Genomic DNA, 15,936 nt, shown 5'->3' on the forward strand with positions numbered 1-15,936 from the left:
GTTTGTATATATGCTCAAGGAAGTGAAGGAATGAATTTATATAATTCGATCAAAAATAAAAAAGAAAAAATCTCAGTAACGGGACTAGGTTATGTTGGGCTACCACTTGCAATTTCTTTTGCAAAAGTTGCAGATGTAGTGGGATTTGATATATCGAAAGAAAAGGTGAGTCAATACTTAAAAGGAATAGATGTTACAAAAGAAGTTGGAGATGAAGCAATAAAACAGACAACTGCCTTACTTACATGGGAAGAAAAGTATTTAAAAGATTGCAAGTTTCATATTGTAGCAGTGCCAACACCTATTAATGCGGATAAGACCCCGGATTTAAAACCGGTCATAAATGCCAGTAAAACTTTGGGTAGAAATCTAACTAATGGTTCTATAGTAGTCTATGAATCCACGGTTTACCCCGGAGTCACAGAAGATATTTGTGTACCGATATTAGAGCAAGAGTCCGGGTTAAAATGCGGTATAGACTTTAAAGTTGGTTACTCTCCTGAAAGAATCAATCCTGGAGATAAGGTGCACAGGCTGGAGTCCATAGTAAAGGTCGTGTCAGGTATAGATGAAGAATCATTAGAAACTATTGCTAAAGTATACGAGCTGGTAGTAGAAGCCGGTGTACACAGAGCTAAAAGTATAAAAGTTGCTGAAGCTGCAAAAGTCATAGAGAATTCTCAAAGAGATATAAACATAGCTTTTATGAATGAACTTTCCATTATTTTTAACAAAATGGGAGTAGATACAAAGGCAGTATTAGAGGCTGCAGGAACCAAATGGAACTTTTTAAAGTTTACCCCAGGTCTTGTAGGAGGCCACTGTATAGGAGTAGATCCGTATTATCTGACATACAAAGCAGAGCAAATAGGATATCACTCTCAGATCATCCTTGCAGGAAGAAAGATAAATGATGATATGGGTAAATATGTCGCCGAGAATGTTGTAAAAAATATGATAAAGGCTGACAAACAAGTTAAAGGCTCAACAGTTGTTGTATTTGGAATAACATTTAAGGAAAATTGTCCTGATGTAAGAAATACAAAAGTAGTGGATATAATCAATGAACTTAAAGAGTATGGAATAGAAACAAAAGTTATAGATCCGGTTGCAGACAAAAACGACTTATGGCATACTTATGGTATAAAATTGTGTAATTTTGAAGAAATAAGCGATATAGATGCAGTGGTGTTTGCCGTGCCGCATAATGAATTTAAATCCATAAGACTGGAAGATATTAAAAAGATATTTAATCAAAGATGGAATGGGTATAGAGATAAAACAGAGGTTAATGATAGCAATTTCAATAATAAATATGTTTTAATTGACATAAAAGGAATATTTGATAAAAAAGAAGCAGAAGATATGAACTTCCAGTATTGGAGGCTTTGACTTAATGGGATATAGTGATATAAAATTTCTAAATGATTCTAGATTTCTCGTTACAGGAGCTGCTGGCTTTATTGGCTCAAATCTTGTTGAAACAATATTGAGACTAGGGTACAGAGTTCGAGGAATTGATAATTTCTCAACGGGTAAGAGAGAGAACATAGAGGTGTTTTTTCAGAATTCAAACTTTGAATTCATGGAAGGAGATATCCGAGATTTTGACATGTGCATGAAAGCCTGCAAAGGAATAGACTATGTTTTACATCAAGCTGCTTGGGGAAGCGTTCCCAGAAGCATTGAAATGCCGCTCTTATACGAAGAAATAAATATTAAAGGTACTCTCAATATGATGGAAGCAGCTCGACAGAATAATGTGAAAAAATTTGTATATGCATCAAGTTCATCTGTATATGGTGATGAACCTAACTTACCAAAGAAAGAAGGAATAGAGGGAAACCTGCTTTCACCTTATGCATTGACAAAAAGAACAAACGAAGAATATAGCAAGCTTTATAAGGAAATATACAACCTTGATACTTATGGACTTCGCTATTTTAATGTTTTTGGGAAAAGACAGGATCCAGAGGGACCATATGCAGCAGTTATTCCAAAATTCATCAAGCTGTTATTAAACAACGAGAGGCCAATTATTAATGGCGACGGAAGACAAAGCAGAGACTTTACCTATATCGAAAATGTCATTGAGGCAAATTTAAAAGCTTGTAAAGCTTCCCATGAAGCAGCAGGTCAAGCATTTAATATAGCCTACGGAAAAAGAGAGTATCTGATTGATGTTTATCATGAGCTATGTAATTTGCTTGGGAAAAATATAGAACCTATATTTGGACCGGAAAGACTGGGAGATATTAAGCATTCACATGCAGATATATCAAAAGCAAAGGAACTATTAGGGTATAATCCCGACTGGGATTTTGGAAAAGGGATTAGGGCGGCAATAGAGTGGTATAAAGAAAATTTATAGAAATTCAAAAAAGTTATATTGGTGTACTTAGAAAGAAACTAAAATTATTATGGAGATTTTATAATCATGATAAAAATAGTTCATATAATAACTGGTCTAAATAGTGGCGGAGCCGAAAATATGCTTTATAAGCTACTAAAATATTCGGATAAGACTAGCTACAACCATGAAGTTGTTTCGCTTATGGGAGGAGGTATATATGGGGGTAAAATAAGTAATTTAGGCGTAAAAGTACATTGTTTGAATATTAGCAAGACAACCTTTTTATCATCTTTAATTAAAACTAAAAAAATATGTAAAGATGCTGATATAATCGATACATGGCTTTATCATGCTGATATAGTTGGTTTTATAGTCGCAAAGATAATATTAAGAAAAAAACTAATATGGAATATAAGGCATAGCAATTTAAATAAAGATGCCAATAAATCAACCACTCTCAAAATAATTAAATTTAATTCCTTTTTATCTAGGTATGTGGATTGTATAACATATAATTCGAACGAAGCTTTAAAAAATCATTTAAAAATAGGATATTCAAATAAAAATTCAAAAGTTATTCCAAATGGCTTCGAACTTGACAAATTCAAATTTAATCCAGAAGCGAGAGCAATCATCAGACAAGAATTTGGATTTAAGGATAGCACAAAAGTTATTATTACAGTTGGTAGATGGAATATACAAAAGGATTATTATACTCTCCTGAAAGCCATAAGTGAGTTAAAAGAGCTGAAAATTGAATTTAAACTAATAATGGTCGGAACTAATTTAGACCATAAAAATCATGAACTTGTTAACTTAATAAAGACGTTAAATTTAGAAGATAAAATAATACTCTTGGGAAGGCGAGATGATATACCAGAATTATTATCAGCAGCCGATGTTTATATTTCATCGTCATTAGGGGAAAGCTTTTCTAATGCCATAGGTGAAGCGATGGCGTGCGAGTTACCGTGTATAGTAACAGATGTAGGAGACTCTAAATCGATAGTGGGAGATACAGGTAAAGTTGTAGCAGCAAAGGACTATAAAAACATGTGTAATGAATTATTCAACTTTTTAAATAATAACCATAGTTTGTTCAGAAATAATAACGGAAGACAGAGAGTTATAGCTAATTACGATATTAAGCAGATATCTAAAATTTTCGAGAAGAATTTTAAAGAAGTTGTCGATGAATGTTATTTTGAAAGTAGGTGAAAAAATGATACATATAATAAAAAGTAAAACTTTAAAACTCTCTCATAAAAATGCAGCTATAAAAAAATTATATATTTATGGAAACCGACTTAAGATTTCTTTGCTTTCTTTCGTAAGCGATGAAACTTTTGCTAAAATTAAATATAAAGAAAGCACAGGCAAAACCTTAAATTTGAAAAATCCTACAACTTTCAATGAAAAGTTATGGTGGTTGAAATTAAATAACAGAGATCCATTATTAACGCTTTGTACCGATAAATATAAAGTTAGAGATTATGTCAAAAAATGTGGTCTTGGACATATTTTGATTACATTGTATGGCGTATATAATGATGCAAAGGATATTAATTTTGATACTCTTCCAGATAAAGCTTTTATAAAAACAAATCATGGATCTGGCACAAATATTATTTGGGATAGAAGTAGACCGTTTAATATTAGCAAGTTCAAGAAAGAGTTTAATAAAGCTTTAAGACGTAATTACTTTTGGCAATCTAGGGAATGGAATTATAAAAACATTGAGCCGAAAATTATTATTGAAGAAGTATTAGAGAATGAAGAAAAGTCACCGCTGGTTGATTATAGATTTTTGTGTTTTGATGGTGCGGTAAAATTGATTTTTGTTGACATAGAAACAGCTTCTAGTGACGGTTCCCACAACCCTTATGCAAAAAGAAATGTTTATGACAAAAACTTTAATTATTTAGATATTAAAGTAGGTAGGGAACATTTTAATCCTTCCCTTGTAAAAAAGCCATGCAACCTTGATGAGATGATAAGATATGCTGAAATCTTGTCAAATCCGTTCCCTCATTGCAGAATTGATCTATACAATATAGATGGGAAAGTCTACTTTGGGGAAATAACATTTTATCATGGAGGTTGCAGCCAAATAATTACACCTGGTGAGTGGGATAAAAGGATAGGAGATTGGATTAATTTAGGTAGTAGTAAAATAAAACTAAATTCAAGTATAAATGAGTAACAAAAGAGGTTTCAGTGATGGAAAATATAAACCAACTGATAGAAAAAGAAAAAATTACCAGTAAGCAAATGAATGTACTAATGATTATAATTATAATAGTTTTTTTTCTAAGAGACGGTTTTGGTAAGAATATACCAGTTGTAGTCTTTTTTGTGCTATACTTTTTAGGATTTCTAATATTAAGCCGAAACGAATTGCTCCAATTTTTTCTATTCCTAATTCCATTAAGTAATGGTTCCCTTTTATATTATCTTAATTTAGTATTTGGCATATTTTTCATATTTAAAAATGCGCATAGTATTAAAATAACTAATGCCATTACTACAAGCTTACTTTTGGTATTGTGGGAGGTTCTTCATTTATTACCAAATACGTTTTTAGGTTATAATGAAAATATTTTCAAATTGCTAGGATTTACTCTGTGTCTAATTGTAACCACACTTATTATAAGCAATTATAAAATTAAAAATAATTATATATCGATAATGTTTTCGTGGTGCTTTGGTTTAGGAGCATTTTGCGGAATAATGTTAACAAAGTACATTCATTACTTTGGCTTAGCTAACTTTACTACTGCTGTTAGGAGATTTGGTTGGATACCTGCATCATTAGATTACTCAAGCACTAGCATGCTAATGAATCCGAACGAGCTCGGAAAACTAGTAATAATAACTGTTTTTTGTTTGCTTACGATCTTGAAAGTTCAACGAGAATATTCATATAAAATTGTTTTTTTAATAACTTATTTTATCTTATTTGGTCTTATGTCTGCGTCAAGAAGTTTTTTAATAGTATTTTTCACGTTACTTTTTGTTTTTATGCTTGAATTAATTATTAAACCTAAGCATAATAAGAGAATAATCATAGTTTTAATAATTACCACGCTGCTGATGCTGATATTTGTTACAATTTATATGAGGCCGATATTAATAATAATTTCAGATAGATTTAAAAGCGGGGATGTTAGCGGATCTAGGTTTGATATTTATAGAAAATATTTTAACATTCTCAGAAAATCGCCTTATTTAATATTTGGTAGTGGAATGCAAGATTATAATGAGAAATATGGCTTGCCGTATTCCAGCCATAATTTTTTCATTGAAATTATTAGTATTTGGGGGATAGTTGGTTTAGCATTAACTTTTTTTTGGTGTATAGGATTGTATAGTTCACTTAAATTAAAAAAATTTATTTTTTTAAAAAATAAAACAATACTACCTTTACTGCCATTACTAGGACTTTTCTTATATGAGCAGACGGGACAATTTTTTATCTCATATTATAATACATTCCCGCCATTAATAATTGCTTTGTTAAATATTAAGTATGCGGAATTAGATATTAAAAATAGCTTGAGCATATAACTGTGAACTGTATCCATGAACACGAAAAGTTTAATACTATAAAATGATTATATAGCCTGCTAACCAACTTGGACAAAATCCTTGTATATGCTGATATATAAACAGAGGGTTGAACTTAGACGATACAAAACATATACCAATGAAGTTAATAACGACTAATCAAAGAATTCCATGGGAAAAATATGGCATAATAGCATACTTAGCAAAAGCTATGGATGGTCACGATGCTCAATTTGGAAAAACTTCCCTGCAAAAAATTATTTATATTTTACAGGAAGTATATCAAGTTAATGTAGGTTATAAATTTATACTTTATAACTATGGCCCGTATTCAGCAGATTTGGCAACTGACCTTGAGTATATTGCAGCTTTAAATGGCGTCGATGTGTCTTGGGTAAATACCGGCGGATATAGGATAAAACCTGACTCAGATGTAGATACCTTTATAGAGAAAAGCAAAGATTTTCTAGATAAACATAAAAATGATATAGATAAAGCCATTGAAACTTTTGGAAATTTAAGTGCCAAGGAATTGGAATTAAGGGCTACTATTATTTATTTTGTAAATGATTGCGGCATAAGAGAAGATTCAGAAGTCACAGATAAAATACATCAGCTAAAACCTTATTTTAAAGAAGACAAAATACGATCAACAATAGAGGAATTAAAGAGTTTAGGTGTTATTCGGCTTTGATGCTAACAGAATTGACTTACCGGAGCTAACCAAATGAAAAAAACAGCACTGCTTTTAATGATAATAACAGTAATTTCTAAGATAGTCGGGTTTGGTAGGGAGATAACCCTATCATATTTTTATGGGGCATCTAATATAAGTGATGCCTTCTTAATATCTCTTACTATTCCCGGTGTGATATTTTCTTTTATTGGGACAGGCATATCTACGGGGTATATTCCTTTATACAGTAAAATCGAGGAAAAGTATGGAGAAAAGGAAGGAGAAAGGTATACCAATAATCTTGTAAATATCCTTCTGGTGATATGCACAGGTATTGTTATCTTCGGGCTTTTGTTTACAAAGTCTTTGGTGAAGGTATTTGCATCGGGATTTGAAGGAGAGACATTAGAACTTGCAGTAAGGTTTACAAGGATAGGGCTTGTTGGGATATATTTTACAGGTATCATAAATGTATACGGCGGGTATTTGAGGATAAAGGGAAACTATGCCGTTCCGGCATGTGTGGGTTTTCCTATGAACTGCATTTTAATACTTTTTATGGTATTAAGCTCTAAGACTAATATTATGGTGCTTGCTGTAGGAAGCGTTATAGCTACTGCGTCTCAGCTGGTGCTTTTGGTGCCTTTTATCCGAAAGACAGGCTACAGGTATCAGTTTGTATTCGATCCAAAGGATGAATACATCAGGAAGATGATATATATTGCACTGCCGGTTATGTTAGGGGTGTCGGTGGATCAGATAAATGTGCTGGTTGACAGGACCTTAGCGTCCGGTATTGCGGTAGGGGGGATATCTGCATTAAACTATGCGAATAAGCTTAATGGTTTTGTGCAGGGGATGTTCGTTACAACTATATCCACCGTTATGTATCCTATGATATCAAAGATGGCAGCTCAGGGAAATTTTAAAGGGCTTAAAAGCTCTGTGTCTGAAGCCATAAACTTAATAAATCTTTTGGTTGTGCCGGTTACCTTTGGAGCTATGATATTTGCAGAGCCGGTGGTTAGGCTTTTGTTTGGAAGAGGAGCCTTCGACTTAGAGGCAATATCTATGACATCAGGGGCTCTGTTTTATTATTCTATAGGGATGATGGGTTTTGGACTTCGAGAGATCCTGTCTCGTGCCTTTTATTCAATGCAGGATACCATGACACCCATGAAAAACTCTGTTCTTGCCGTATCTATGAATATAGTCCTGAACCTTATACTTTCAAGATTTATGGGCATAAAGGGGCTTGCCCTGGCCACCAGTATATCTGCGCTGTTTTGCACGGCTCTTCTGCTTATAAGTTTGAGAAAAAAGATAGGGCCTTTCGGAATGAAGGATACAGTGGCATCCTTTGGGAAAATCCTGATAGCCTCCATAGGAATGAGTATTGCGGCATATGCCTCATATAATTTCCTTTTACCGCGTATAGGCGCTAATTTATCCCTGATAATTTCAATATTCATAGGTGCCCTTTTCTACTTTGCAGTGATATACTTTATGAAGATAAAAGAAGTGGATGAGCTGATAATTGCAGCTAAAAAGAAACTAAATCTGCTCAAAAATGTTCAGGAGGAAGACGTGTGAAAAAGATTACCTTAGATTATTCCAATGCAATAAACTTTATAAGGCAGGAAGAAATTGATTTAATGCAGGAAAAAGTTAGCCTGTGCCACAGAATGCTCTGTGAAAAGACAGGAGCCGGCAGTGATTTCTTAGGCTGGGTAAACTTGCCCGAAAGCTGCGATAAAGAAGAATTTGAAAGAGTAAAGGCAGCTGCAGACAGAATAAAGCAGCAGTCAGATGTTTTAGTAGTTATAGGGATAGGCGGGTCCTACCTTGGAGCAAGAGCTGCCCTTGAGATGCTAAACCCACCGTTTTCTAATGAACTTTCAGGAAGGACAAAGGTTTACTTTGCAGGACACAACATGAGCTCCTCTTATTTAAAAGGCCTTTTGGATGTTATAGAGGGGAAAGATATTTCAGTAAATGTCATATCAAAGTCCGGAACTACCACAGAGCCTGCCATAGCATTTAGGATTTTCAAGGAGTATATGGAAGAAAAATACGGCAGAGAAGAAGCCTCAAAGCGTATATATGTGACAACAGATAAAAACAAAGGCGCATTAAAATCCCTTGCAGAAAGCCAAGGCTATGAAAGCTTCGTAATCCCGGATGATGTAGGCGGAAGATACTCAGTGCTGACACCGGTGGGCCTTTTCCCCATGGCAGCGGGAGGTATTGATATAGATAAGGTAATGCAAGGGGCAGGGGATGCGGCAGAGGATTTAAAATCAGAAAGCCTAAAAGACAACTTTTCCTATCAATACGCCGCTATAAGGAATATAATGTATCTTAAAGGGAAACTCATAGAAATAATGGTAAATTACGAGCCGAGCCTTTTTTACTTCGGAGAGTGGTACAAGCAGCTTTTCGGAGAATCCGAAGGAAAGGACATGAAAGGAATATTTCCTACGGCATTAAATTTCACCACAGACCTGCACTCAATGGGCCAGTATATTCAAGAGGGAAGAAAGCATATATTTGAAACAGTGCTTAACGTAGAAAAGCCTGCCTGGGAAATTACAATAAAACCCGACAAAGATGACCTGGACGGCCTTAACTACATAAGCGGCAAAACAATAGACTATGTAAACAAGATGGCCATGGAAGGCAGCATAGAGGCACATGTGGACGGAGGGGTGCCCAACCTTATAGTCAACATCCCCGAGATTTTGCCTTATTACTTTGGGTATATGGCCTACTTTTTCGAAAAGACCTGCGGCATGAGCGGGTATCTTTTGGGAGTAAACCCCTTCGATCAGCCGGGCGTTGAAGCTTACAAGACAAATATGTTCAAACTCCTGGGAAAACCGGGATATAAATAATAATTTTTAAAGGAAGGGAAGGATTTCTATGCCGGTTATAACGATAGACGGAGGCAAAATGACAAAAGAGCAAAAAGCCGCCTTAGTAAAGGAGCTGGTGTCTGCTGCAAGCAAAATACTTGAAATCCCTGAACAAGCCTTTACCACAATTATAAGAGAAAATGATTTTGACAACATAGGAAGCGGCAAGACGCTGCTTTCAGAAAAACACAATAAATAACTTAAAATGCTCCGGAACCCCCGGAGCTGTTTTTGTATACAACGAAAATTTTATGCTATAATTATGAATAGAAGGTCTATTTTAACTTGGAATATCAAATAAAATCAGGAGGCGGTGACAGTGGATAGAATCGAAATTGTCCAAGGGGACATTACCAAGATGGAAACAGATGCCATAGTAAATGCCGCAAACAACACACTTCTCGGCGGAGGAGGAGTGGACGGCGCCATACATCGGGCGGCAGGACCGGGACTTTTGGAAGAGTGCAGGAAACTTGGAGGCTGCGAGACAGGCGGGGCAAAGATTACAAAAGGCTACAATCTGCCTGCAAAATATGTCATACACACAGTAGGACCGGTGTGGCACGGAGGAGTAACAGGAGAAGACGAGCTTCTTGCATCCTGCTACAAAAACTCCCTAAAGCTTGCAGTAGAACACGGCATAAAAACCATCGCCTTTCCATCGATAAGCACAGGAGCATATAGGTTTCCGGTAGACAGGGCGGCAAGGATTGCGGTAAGGGAGATAGTAAATTTTCTAAAAAACGACAGCAACATCGAAAAAGTCTATATAGTTTGCTTTGACAAAAGAACCAGGGAGGCATACGAAAAAGCCTTGGAAGAAATCGAAAAAGGGGGGCTGATATGAGACACGGAGTAATAATGGCAGGCGGCGGAGGAACAAGATTTTGGCCGCTGAGCAGAATTAATACGCCTAAGCAGTTTTTGCACATAGCAGGCGAAGACACAATGATAAACAACACCATAAAGAGAATCAAAGAAATCGTGCCGGTGGATAACATAATGATAGTTGCCAACAAGGCCCAAGAAAATACACTGCAGGAGGCGGTTTCAGAGGAGATAAAAGACGAGAACATACTGCTGGAGCCGGTGGGGCGAAATACTGCGGCATGTATAGGATATGCGGCAATGACTATCAAAAAGCGGTGGAAAGATGCTGTAATGGGCGTCTTTCCATCGGATCACTACATAAAGAATGTGACTGAATTTAGAAGGATTTTAGAGGCGGCTTACGAAATTGCCGAAAGCACGGATAAACTGGTGACGATAGGCATAAAACCTACATTTGCATCTACCGGATACGGCTATATCAGATACAATAGGGATAACTTTATATCCGGCGATGGAAGACTTGCCTACGAGGTAGTGGATTTTATAGAAAAACCGCCTTTTTCAAAGGCTAAACAATACCTTGAAAGCGGAAATTACCTTTGGAACAGCGGTATGTTTATATGGAAGGTATCAGTTATATTAAAAAATTTCGAAAGATTTTTGCCAAAGCTTTACAGAAGCTTAATGGAATTGGAGCCCTATATTGACACAGAAGAAGAATGGAGCCAAATAGAAAAAATATATCCCACAATGCAGAGCATATCCATAGACTACGGAATAATGGAAAGATCCGATGATGTAGTGGTGATACCGGGGGATTTCGGATGGAGCGACGTGGGGTCCTGGGATTCACTGGGAGAAGTGTTCCCGCCTGATGAAAACGGAAACATCATGAGGGGCGATATAATAGACATAGATACCCGCAACTCCGTCATATATACAAACAGCCACCTGGTGGCGGCGGTAGGCTTGGAAAACATGATTGTTGTAGAGACCGCTGATGCGCTTTTAGTATGTGCAAAAGAAAGAGCCCAAGACGTAAAGCGGGTTGTGGACAAACTAAAGGAAATGGACAGGAAAGAACTTCTCTAGAAAAATTCATGAAGTATAAGGTAGATTTTCATCTTTAGCGCATCATTAAAATCCCTTAAATCAAGGCCTGTCATGGCGTAAATTTTGTCAAGACGATAAATCAGGGTATTCCTGTGAATATAAAGCTTTCTGGCTGCTTCTGCAATGTGCAGGTTGCAGTCTAAGAAGACCCGGATAGTGCTGAGCGTATCTATATCAAAACTTTCAAAATCTATCTCGTTTTTATACTCGCTTCGTATTTCAGGAGAAAGTTGGGAAATAATGAGCTCCAAAGGCATTTCGGCATAGGACATCACCCCGAACCTCTTGCCGCAGGCAAACTCCAAGGCCTTTTGGGCGTTGACAAAAGCTCTACACAGCTCAGCTTGAGAACCTGCTATACCCCCCAGACTGATGGCGGTTTTTTCCGATACTTCCTCTGCCAGAGTCTGGTAAAGGGCCTCTGCCGCCTCCCTAAGCTCATTCCTGTCTTCTATGGGCAGAATAAGTGCCAGAATATTGTCTATATGTACAACAATGCCTTCCTCAAAGGCTTCTTCAACAAATTCCCTGGTCTTATCCGTAAGATTACTGTTTACAGCTACATCGCCGCCCTGAAAACTGCTGTCATTTGGAGCACAGCAGAAAACCTCATTTTGTATAAGAATAAGGCCTGAAGGAAAAGGAAAATCCGATACAAGAGAAGGCTTGCCGCGGATAAAAGCGGCAAGCTCCATATCATATCTTGACTTTACGATGCTTTCAATAAAAAAACAAAAATCCTCCAGCTGCTCCTTTGAAAGAGCAGCTTTTAATGTATAGCTTTTTCCTGCCAGCAAGATGCTTTTCTCATTGGCATTTTTACCAAAAGACTCCCTGCCGAAAACCATTTTTCCGTTTTCGTCAAACAGCGCAAAATCAGTCCTTATATTAGCATTTATTTCGGATAAAACTCGTATTAGCAAATCATTCATTCCAGAATCCTCTTTGTTGTTTCTTTATCAAAAAGATGAAGTTTGTTCATATCAAAGCCGATCTTAATATTATCTCCCACCTTGGCGGTGCTGCGGGGATCCACTCTTGCAATAAGAGAATACTGGCCTAAGGTAAGATACAAGAAGGTTTCAGAACCTAAAAGCTCAATAATATCCACCAAAACACTAAAGCAGTACTCGGGGAAATAGTCCAAGAATGCCGGTTCATCGTGGATATCCTCCGGCCGTATGCCTAAGACTACCTCTTTGCCTACATAAGAAAGATCTAGTTTCTTAGCCACTCCGTCGGGTATTGGCAGCTTTATGCCTTCAAAGGCAACATAAATAGTGTCACCTTCCCTTGTAAGAGCCGCATCTATAAAGTTCATCTGAGGGCTGCCGATAAATCCTGCCACAAAAGTGTTTGCAGGATGATCATATATATTTTGCGGAGTGTCCACCTGCTGAATATAGCCGTCCTTCATAACGACTATCCTGCTGCCCATAGTCATTGCCTCAGTCTGATCGTGGGTGACATAGATAAATGTGGTCTGAAGCCTGTCGTGGAGCTTTGCGATTTCAGTACGCATCTTTACGCGAAGTTTTGCATCAAGGTTTGACAAAGGCTCGTCCATTAAGAATACCTGAGGCTCCCGGACTATGGCTCTTCCCAAAGCCACACGCTGCCTCTGACCTCCGGACAGCGCCTTAGGCTTTCTGTCCAACAGGTTTTCGATACCCAGTATATTGGCAGCTTCCTTCACGCGCCTGTCGATTTCCGCCTTTGGAATTTTCCTAAGCTTAAGGCCGAAAGCCATGTTGTCATACACATTCATATGAGGATAAAGGGCATAGTTCTGAAAAACCATAGCAATATCCCTGTCTTTTGGAGATACGTCATTTACCAATTTATCCCCGATATAAAGCTCGCCTGAGGAAATTTCCTCAAGCCCTGCCACCATTCGAAGAGTCGTAGACTTACCACAGCCGGAAGGACCTACCAAGACCACAAACTCCTTGTCCTTAATTTCCATGTCAAAATCTACAACAGCCTTCACCCCGCCGGGGTAAACCTTATTTATGTGTTTGAATATTACTCCTGCCATAAAGATCTTCTCCTTCGATTATATAATATATTAATTCCAAAATCATTATATCCATTGTAATATATTTGCCGATTTTATTGAATTGAAAAAATAACAGAAGATTGCGCTGTAACTTCTACATTTTAAACAAAAATTATATGGTATAATATTTCTATAATACCTTGAAGAAAGGACCTTATATGGCGAAAAAACTGTTTAAAGCGGCGCTTGTATTTGCTATTTGCAGTATCTTAATAGGAGCGGTGTTTTATCATACTTCCACCCGGCCGGCTGTTTTAAAGGAAGCGAGTGGAGAGAGCAGGGATTTCCTCGATGAGGAAGCGGTAAAAAGCGAAAGGGGAGCAAACACTTTTGCTACGTTTCTTGCAGTAGGAGATGTGATGATGCATGAAGGACAAATATGGGCCGGCTATAATGACGCAGCGGGTAGTTTTGATTACTCGGAGTTTTTTCATGTGGTAAAAGACCAGATCTCCGGGGCGGATATAGCCATGGCAGACCTTGAGACAACCCTTGGCGGAAAAGAAAAAGAGTACACCGGTTACCCTATGTTCAACAGCCCTGACGAAATTGCAGATGCACTGCGGGATGCAGGCTTTGACATAATAGTGACATCCAACAACCACAGCCTTGACAGGGGTGCGGAGGGGGCGCTTAGGACTATAAGGGTCTTAAAAGAAAAAGGACTTATTCCTATAGGGACATATGAGTCAGAGGAAGCCAGAAATCAAATTGCCGTAGAGAATGTAAATGGAATCAATATGGCGTTTTTGTCCTACACCTATGGCACAAACGGCATACCGATACCAAAGGGCAAGGAATATCTGGTAAACCTTATAGATAAAGATTTGATAGCAGGAGACCTTCAAAAAGCAAGACAGATGGCAGATGTAGTGATAGTGTATCTGCATTTTGGAGAGGAATACCAAAGGATGCCGTCGAGTGCCCAAAGAGAGCTGGCCCATTTCGTGCTGGAAAATGGGGCGGATGTGATAGTGGCAAGCCATCCCCATGTGACACAGCCCAGCCAGTGGGTAGAGGTCAGCGATTCTGACGAAGAAAATGAGATCCCTGACACAGAGCAGTCAAATCCGACAGAATCCGGCAGCACTGATAGTGGTAACACCGGAGAATCGGTTTTCCCTGGCACAGCTCAGCCCCACCGAAAGTATATCATATATTCTATGGGCAACTTTATATCGGCACAAAGATTTCCTCATACAGAAGAAGGGCTTATGATAAAGGTAACTTTTGAAAAAGATGCAGAAAGCGGCAAAACCTATATATTAGATGTAAAAGAAATTGATACATGGGTGGACAAATTTGTAAGAGACGGCAGAATGAGGTATGTAGTAAGATATGGCAAAAAGCCGGCGTAAAGATAGAGCAAAGGTAGCAGTTTGCCAAAAATATAGGATCGGATACTTTGCGGCAAATTTTATGATATAATAACGAAAGTAAATAAATTGATTAAGGTTCGGTGAGGACATATATGCCAAAAGAGATGAAGTCTGAGATAAAAGAGTGGATTAAGGCTATCGGGTTTGCGCTGGTTCTTGCTCTGCTTGTGCGGGGCTTTATTTTTGAACCCATGATAGTGCCAACAGGTTCTATGATACCTACTATTCAAATAAACGACAGGATTCTTGTAAATAAGTTTGTTTATAGATTTCAAGAGCCGCAATATAATGATATTGTGGTTTTCAGGTATCCCGACGACCACCGGCAGATTTTTGTAAAGCGGTTGATAGGCAAGGGCGGGGATACCATAGAGATAAAGAACGGCGTGCTTTACAGAAACGACATACCCCTAGATGAGCCTTACATAAAAGAGGCGATGTGGGGGGATTTTGAAAAACACACAGTGCCGGAAGGGCATTATTTTATGATGGGAGACAACCGAAACAACTCTAAAGACAGCAGATTTTGGAACAACAGCTACGTTTCCAGAAAAGAAATCATCGGCAAAGCCACCTACAGAATCTGGCCCCTAAACCGTGCCGGCCGCCTAGAATAAGAACCCAGGAGAACACAGGGGGAGAACACAGGGGGACGGTTCTTTTGTGTTATTGCGCGCCGCCATACCAGCAGAACACGCGGAGGAACACGGGTCAGTCCCTCTGTGCTATTCATCTGTGTTCCCCCTCTGCGTTATTCATACCACCATCGGCATAAAAGGCCGCCTTCCCGAGGGCCCCATTCCGTTTATTTCTCCCGGCACTTCTTGACACGTCATGTCGAATTTTCTTTATATCTAAGCCATAAGTCGGTTTTAAAAAGCAGGAAAACGGAGGTTTTATGGAAAATTGCGGTTATTCATGGTATACTTGTCTTAAGCAAGAGGAGGGAAGGTGATGGATATGGCGGAAAAGGAAATTAATGCCGGAGGCACAGGAAACGACGGACAAAACACAAAAGGGCCTGTTGAGCCAAAAATATACGA

At 38.0% G+C, this 15,936-nt stretch carries 15 protein-coding genes; 13 read left to right on the forward strand and 2 right to left on the reverse strand.

Annotation, left to right across the window (positions count from 1 at the left end; all coding sequences use genetic code 11):
* Positions 1–30: 30 nt before the first annotated feature.
* The 11 genes from BUE08_RS10220 to BUE08_RS10270 all read left to right on the forward strand — a co-directional run bounded on the left by BUE08_RS10220 (position 31) and on the right by BUE08_RS10270 (position 11,434).
* Positions 31–1,392 carry a nucleotide sugar dehydrogenase gene (locus BUE08_RS10220; protein WP_286680880.1) on the forward strand — a complete coding sequence of 454 codons (1,362 nt, stop codon included), beginning with the start codon at positions 31–33 and terminating at the stop codon, positions 1,390–1,392.
* Between the two features lie 4 nt (positions 1,393–1,396).
* Entirely contained in the window at positions 1,397–2,371 is a 975-nt protein-coding gene (locus BUE08_RS10225; protein ID WP_286680881.1) for an SDR family oxidoreductase, read from the forward strand.
* Between the two features lie 66 nt (positions 2,372–2,437).
* On the forward strand, positions 2,438–3,571 hold the full coding sequence (locus BUE08_RS10230; protein WP_286680882.1) for a glycosyltransferase: 1,134 nt from the start codon (positions 2,438–2,440) through the stop codon (positions 3,569–3,571).
* Positions 3,558–4,556 (forward strand): ATP-grasp fold amidoligase family protein, encoded by a 999-nt coding sequence (locus BUE08_RS10235; protein WP_286680883.1) that lies wholly within the window; start codon positions 3,558–3,560, stop codon positions 4,554–4,556. The genes BUE08_RS10230 and BUE08_RS10235 overlap by 14 nt, the downstream gene beginning before the upstream one ends.
* A gap of 17 nt (positions 4,557–4,573) precedes the next feature.
* Positions 4,574–5,920 carry an O-antigen ligase family protein gene (locus BUE08_RS10240; RefSeq protein WP_286680884.1) on the forward strand — a complete coding sequence of 449 codons (1,347 nt, stop codon included), beginning with the start codon at positions 4,574–4,576 and terminating at the stop codon, positions 5,918–5,920.
* Positions 5,921–6,029: 109 nt separating this feature from the next.
* On the forward strand, positions 6,030–6,614 hold the full coding sequence (locus tag BUE08_RS10245; protein ID WP_286680885.1) for a YwgA family protein: 585 nt from the start codon (positions 6,030–6,032) through the stop codon (positions 6,612–6,614).
* Between the two features lie 33 nt (positions 6,615–6,647).
* Positions 6,648–8,189 (forward strand): murein biosynthesis integral membrane protein MurJ, encoded by a 1,542-nt coding sequence (murJ, locus tag BUE08_RS10250; RefSeq protein ID WP_281797210.1) that lies wholly within the window; start codon positions 6,648–6,650, stop codon positions 8,187–8,189.
* Positions 8,186–9,490 carry a glucose-6-phosphate isomerase gene (locus BUE08_RS10255; RefSeq protein WP_286680886.1) on the forward strand — a complete coding sequence of 435 codons (1,305 nt, stop codon included), beginning with the start codon at positions 8,186–8,188 and terminating at the stop codon, positions 9,488–9,490. The genes murJ and BUE08_RS10255 overlap by 4 nt, the downstream gene beginning before the upstream one ends.
* Before the next feature lie 28 nt (positions 9,491–9,518).
* Positions 9,519–9,710, forward strand: a complete 192-nt coding sequence (gene dmpI, locus BUE08_RS10260) for a 4-oxalocrotonate tautomerase DmpI (protein ID WP_059031601.1) — start codon at positions 9,519–9,521, stop codon at positions 9,708–9,710.
* Between the two features lie 120 nt (positions 9,711–9,830).
* Positions 9,831–10,358 (forward strand): O-acetyl-ADP-ribose deacetylase, encoded by a 528-nt coding sequence (locus BUE08_RS10265; protein WP_286680887.1) that lies wholly within the window; start codon positions 9,831–9,833, stop codon positions 10,356–10,358.
* On the forward strand, positions 10,355–11,434 hold the full coding sequence (locus tag BUE08_RS10270) for a mannose-1-phosphate guanylyltransferase (protein ID WP_286680888.1): 1,080 nt from the start codon (positions 10,355–10,357) through the stop codon (positions 11,432–11,434). The genes BUE08_RS10265 and BUE08_RS10270 overlap by 4 nt, the downstream gene beginning before the upstream one ends.
* On the opposite strand, the gene BUE08_RS10275 is transcribed toward BUE08_RS10270, so the two are convergent.
* Positions 11,431–12,387 (reverse strand): PucR family transcriptional regulator, encoded by a 957-nt coding sequence (locus BUE08_RS10275; protein ID WP_286680889.1) that lies wholly within the window; start codon positions 12,385–12,387, stop codon positions 11,431–11,433. The two genes, BUE08_RS10270 and BUE08_RS10275, sit on opposite strands and share 4 nt — an antisense overlap.
* A complete protein-coding gene (locus BUE08_RS10280; protein WP_213950747.1) occupies positions 12,384–13,493 on the reverse strand; it encodes an ABC transporter ATP-binding protein in 1,110 nt (369 codons plus the stop codon). The genes BUE08_RS10275 and BUE08_RS10280 overlap by 4 nt, the downstream gene beginning before the upstream one ends.
* A gap of 179 nt (positions 13,494–13,672) precedes the next feature.
* On the opposite strand from BUE08_RS10280, the gene BUE08_RS10285 reads away from it, so the two are divergent.
* Both BUE08_RS10285 and lepB read left to right on the forward strand, forming a co-directional pair.
* Positions 13,673–14,872: a CapA family protein gene (locus tag BUE08_RS10285; protein ID WP_286680890.1), complete on the forward strand. Its 1,200-nt coding sequence runs from the start codon at positions 13,673–13,675 to the stop codon at positions 14,870–14,872.
* Between the two features lie 113 nt (positions 14,873–14,985).
* Complete coding sequence (lepB, locus tag BUE08_RS10290; protein ID WP_286680891.1) at positions 14,986–15,510, forward strand: signal peptidase I; 525 nt, start codon at positions 14,986–14,988, stop codon at positions 15,508–15,510.
* Positions 15,511–15,936 lie beyond the last annotated feature (426 nt).

It is taken from the genome of Tepidanaerobacter sp. EBM-49 (assembly GCF_001896645.1).
In the GTDB taxonomy this organism is placed as follows: Bacteria; Bacillota; Thermosediminibacteria; order Thermosediminibacterales; family Tepidanaerobacteraceae; genus Tepidanaerobacter; species Tepidanaerobacter syntrophicus.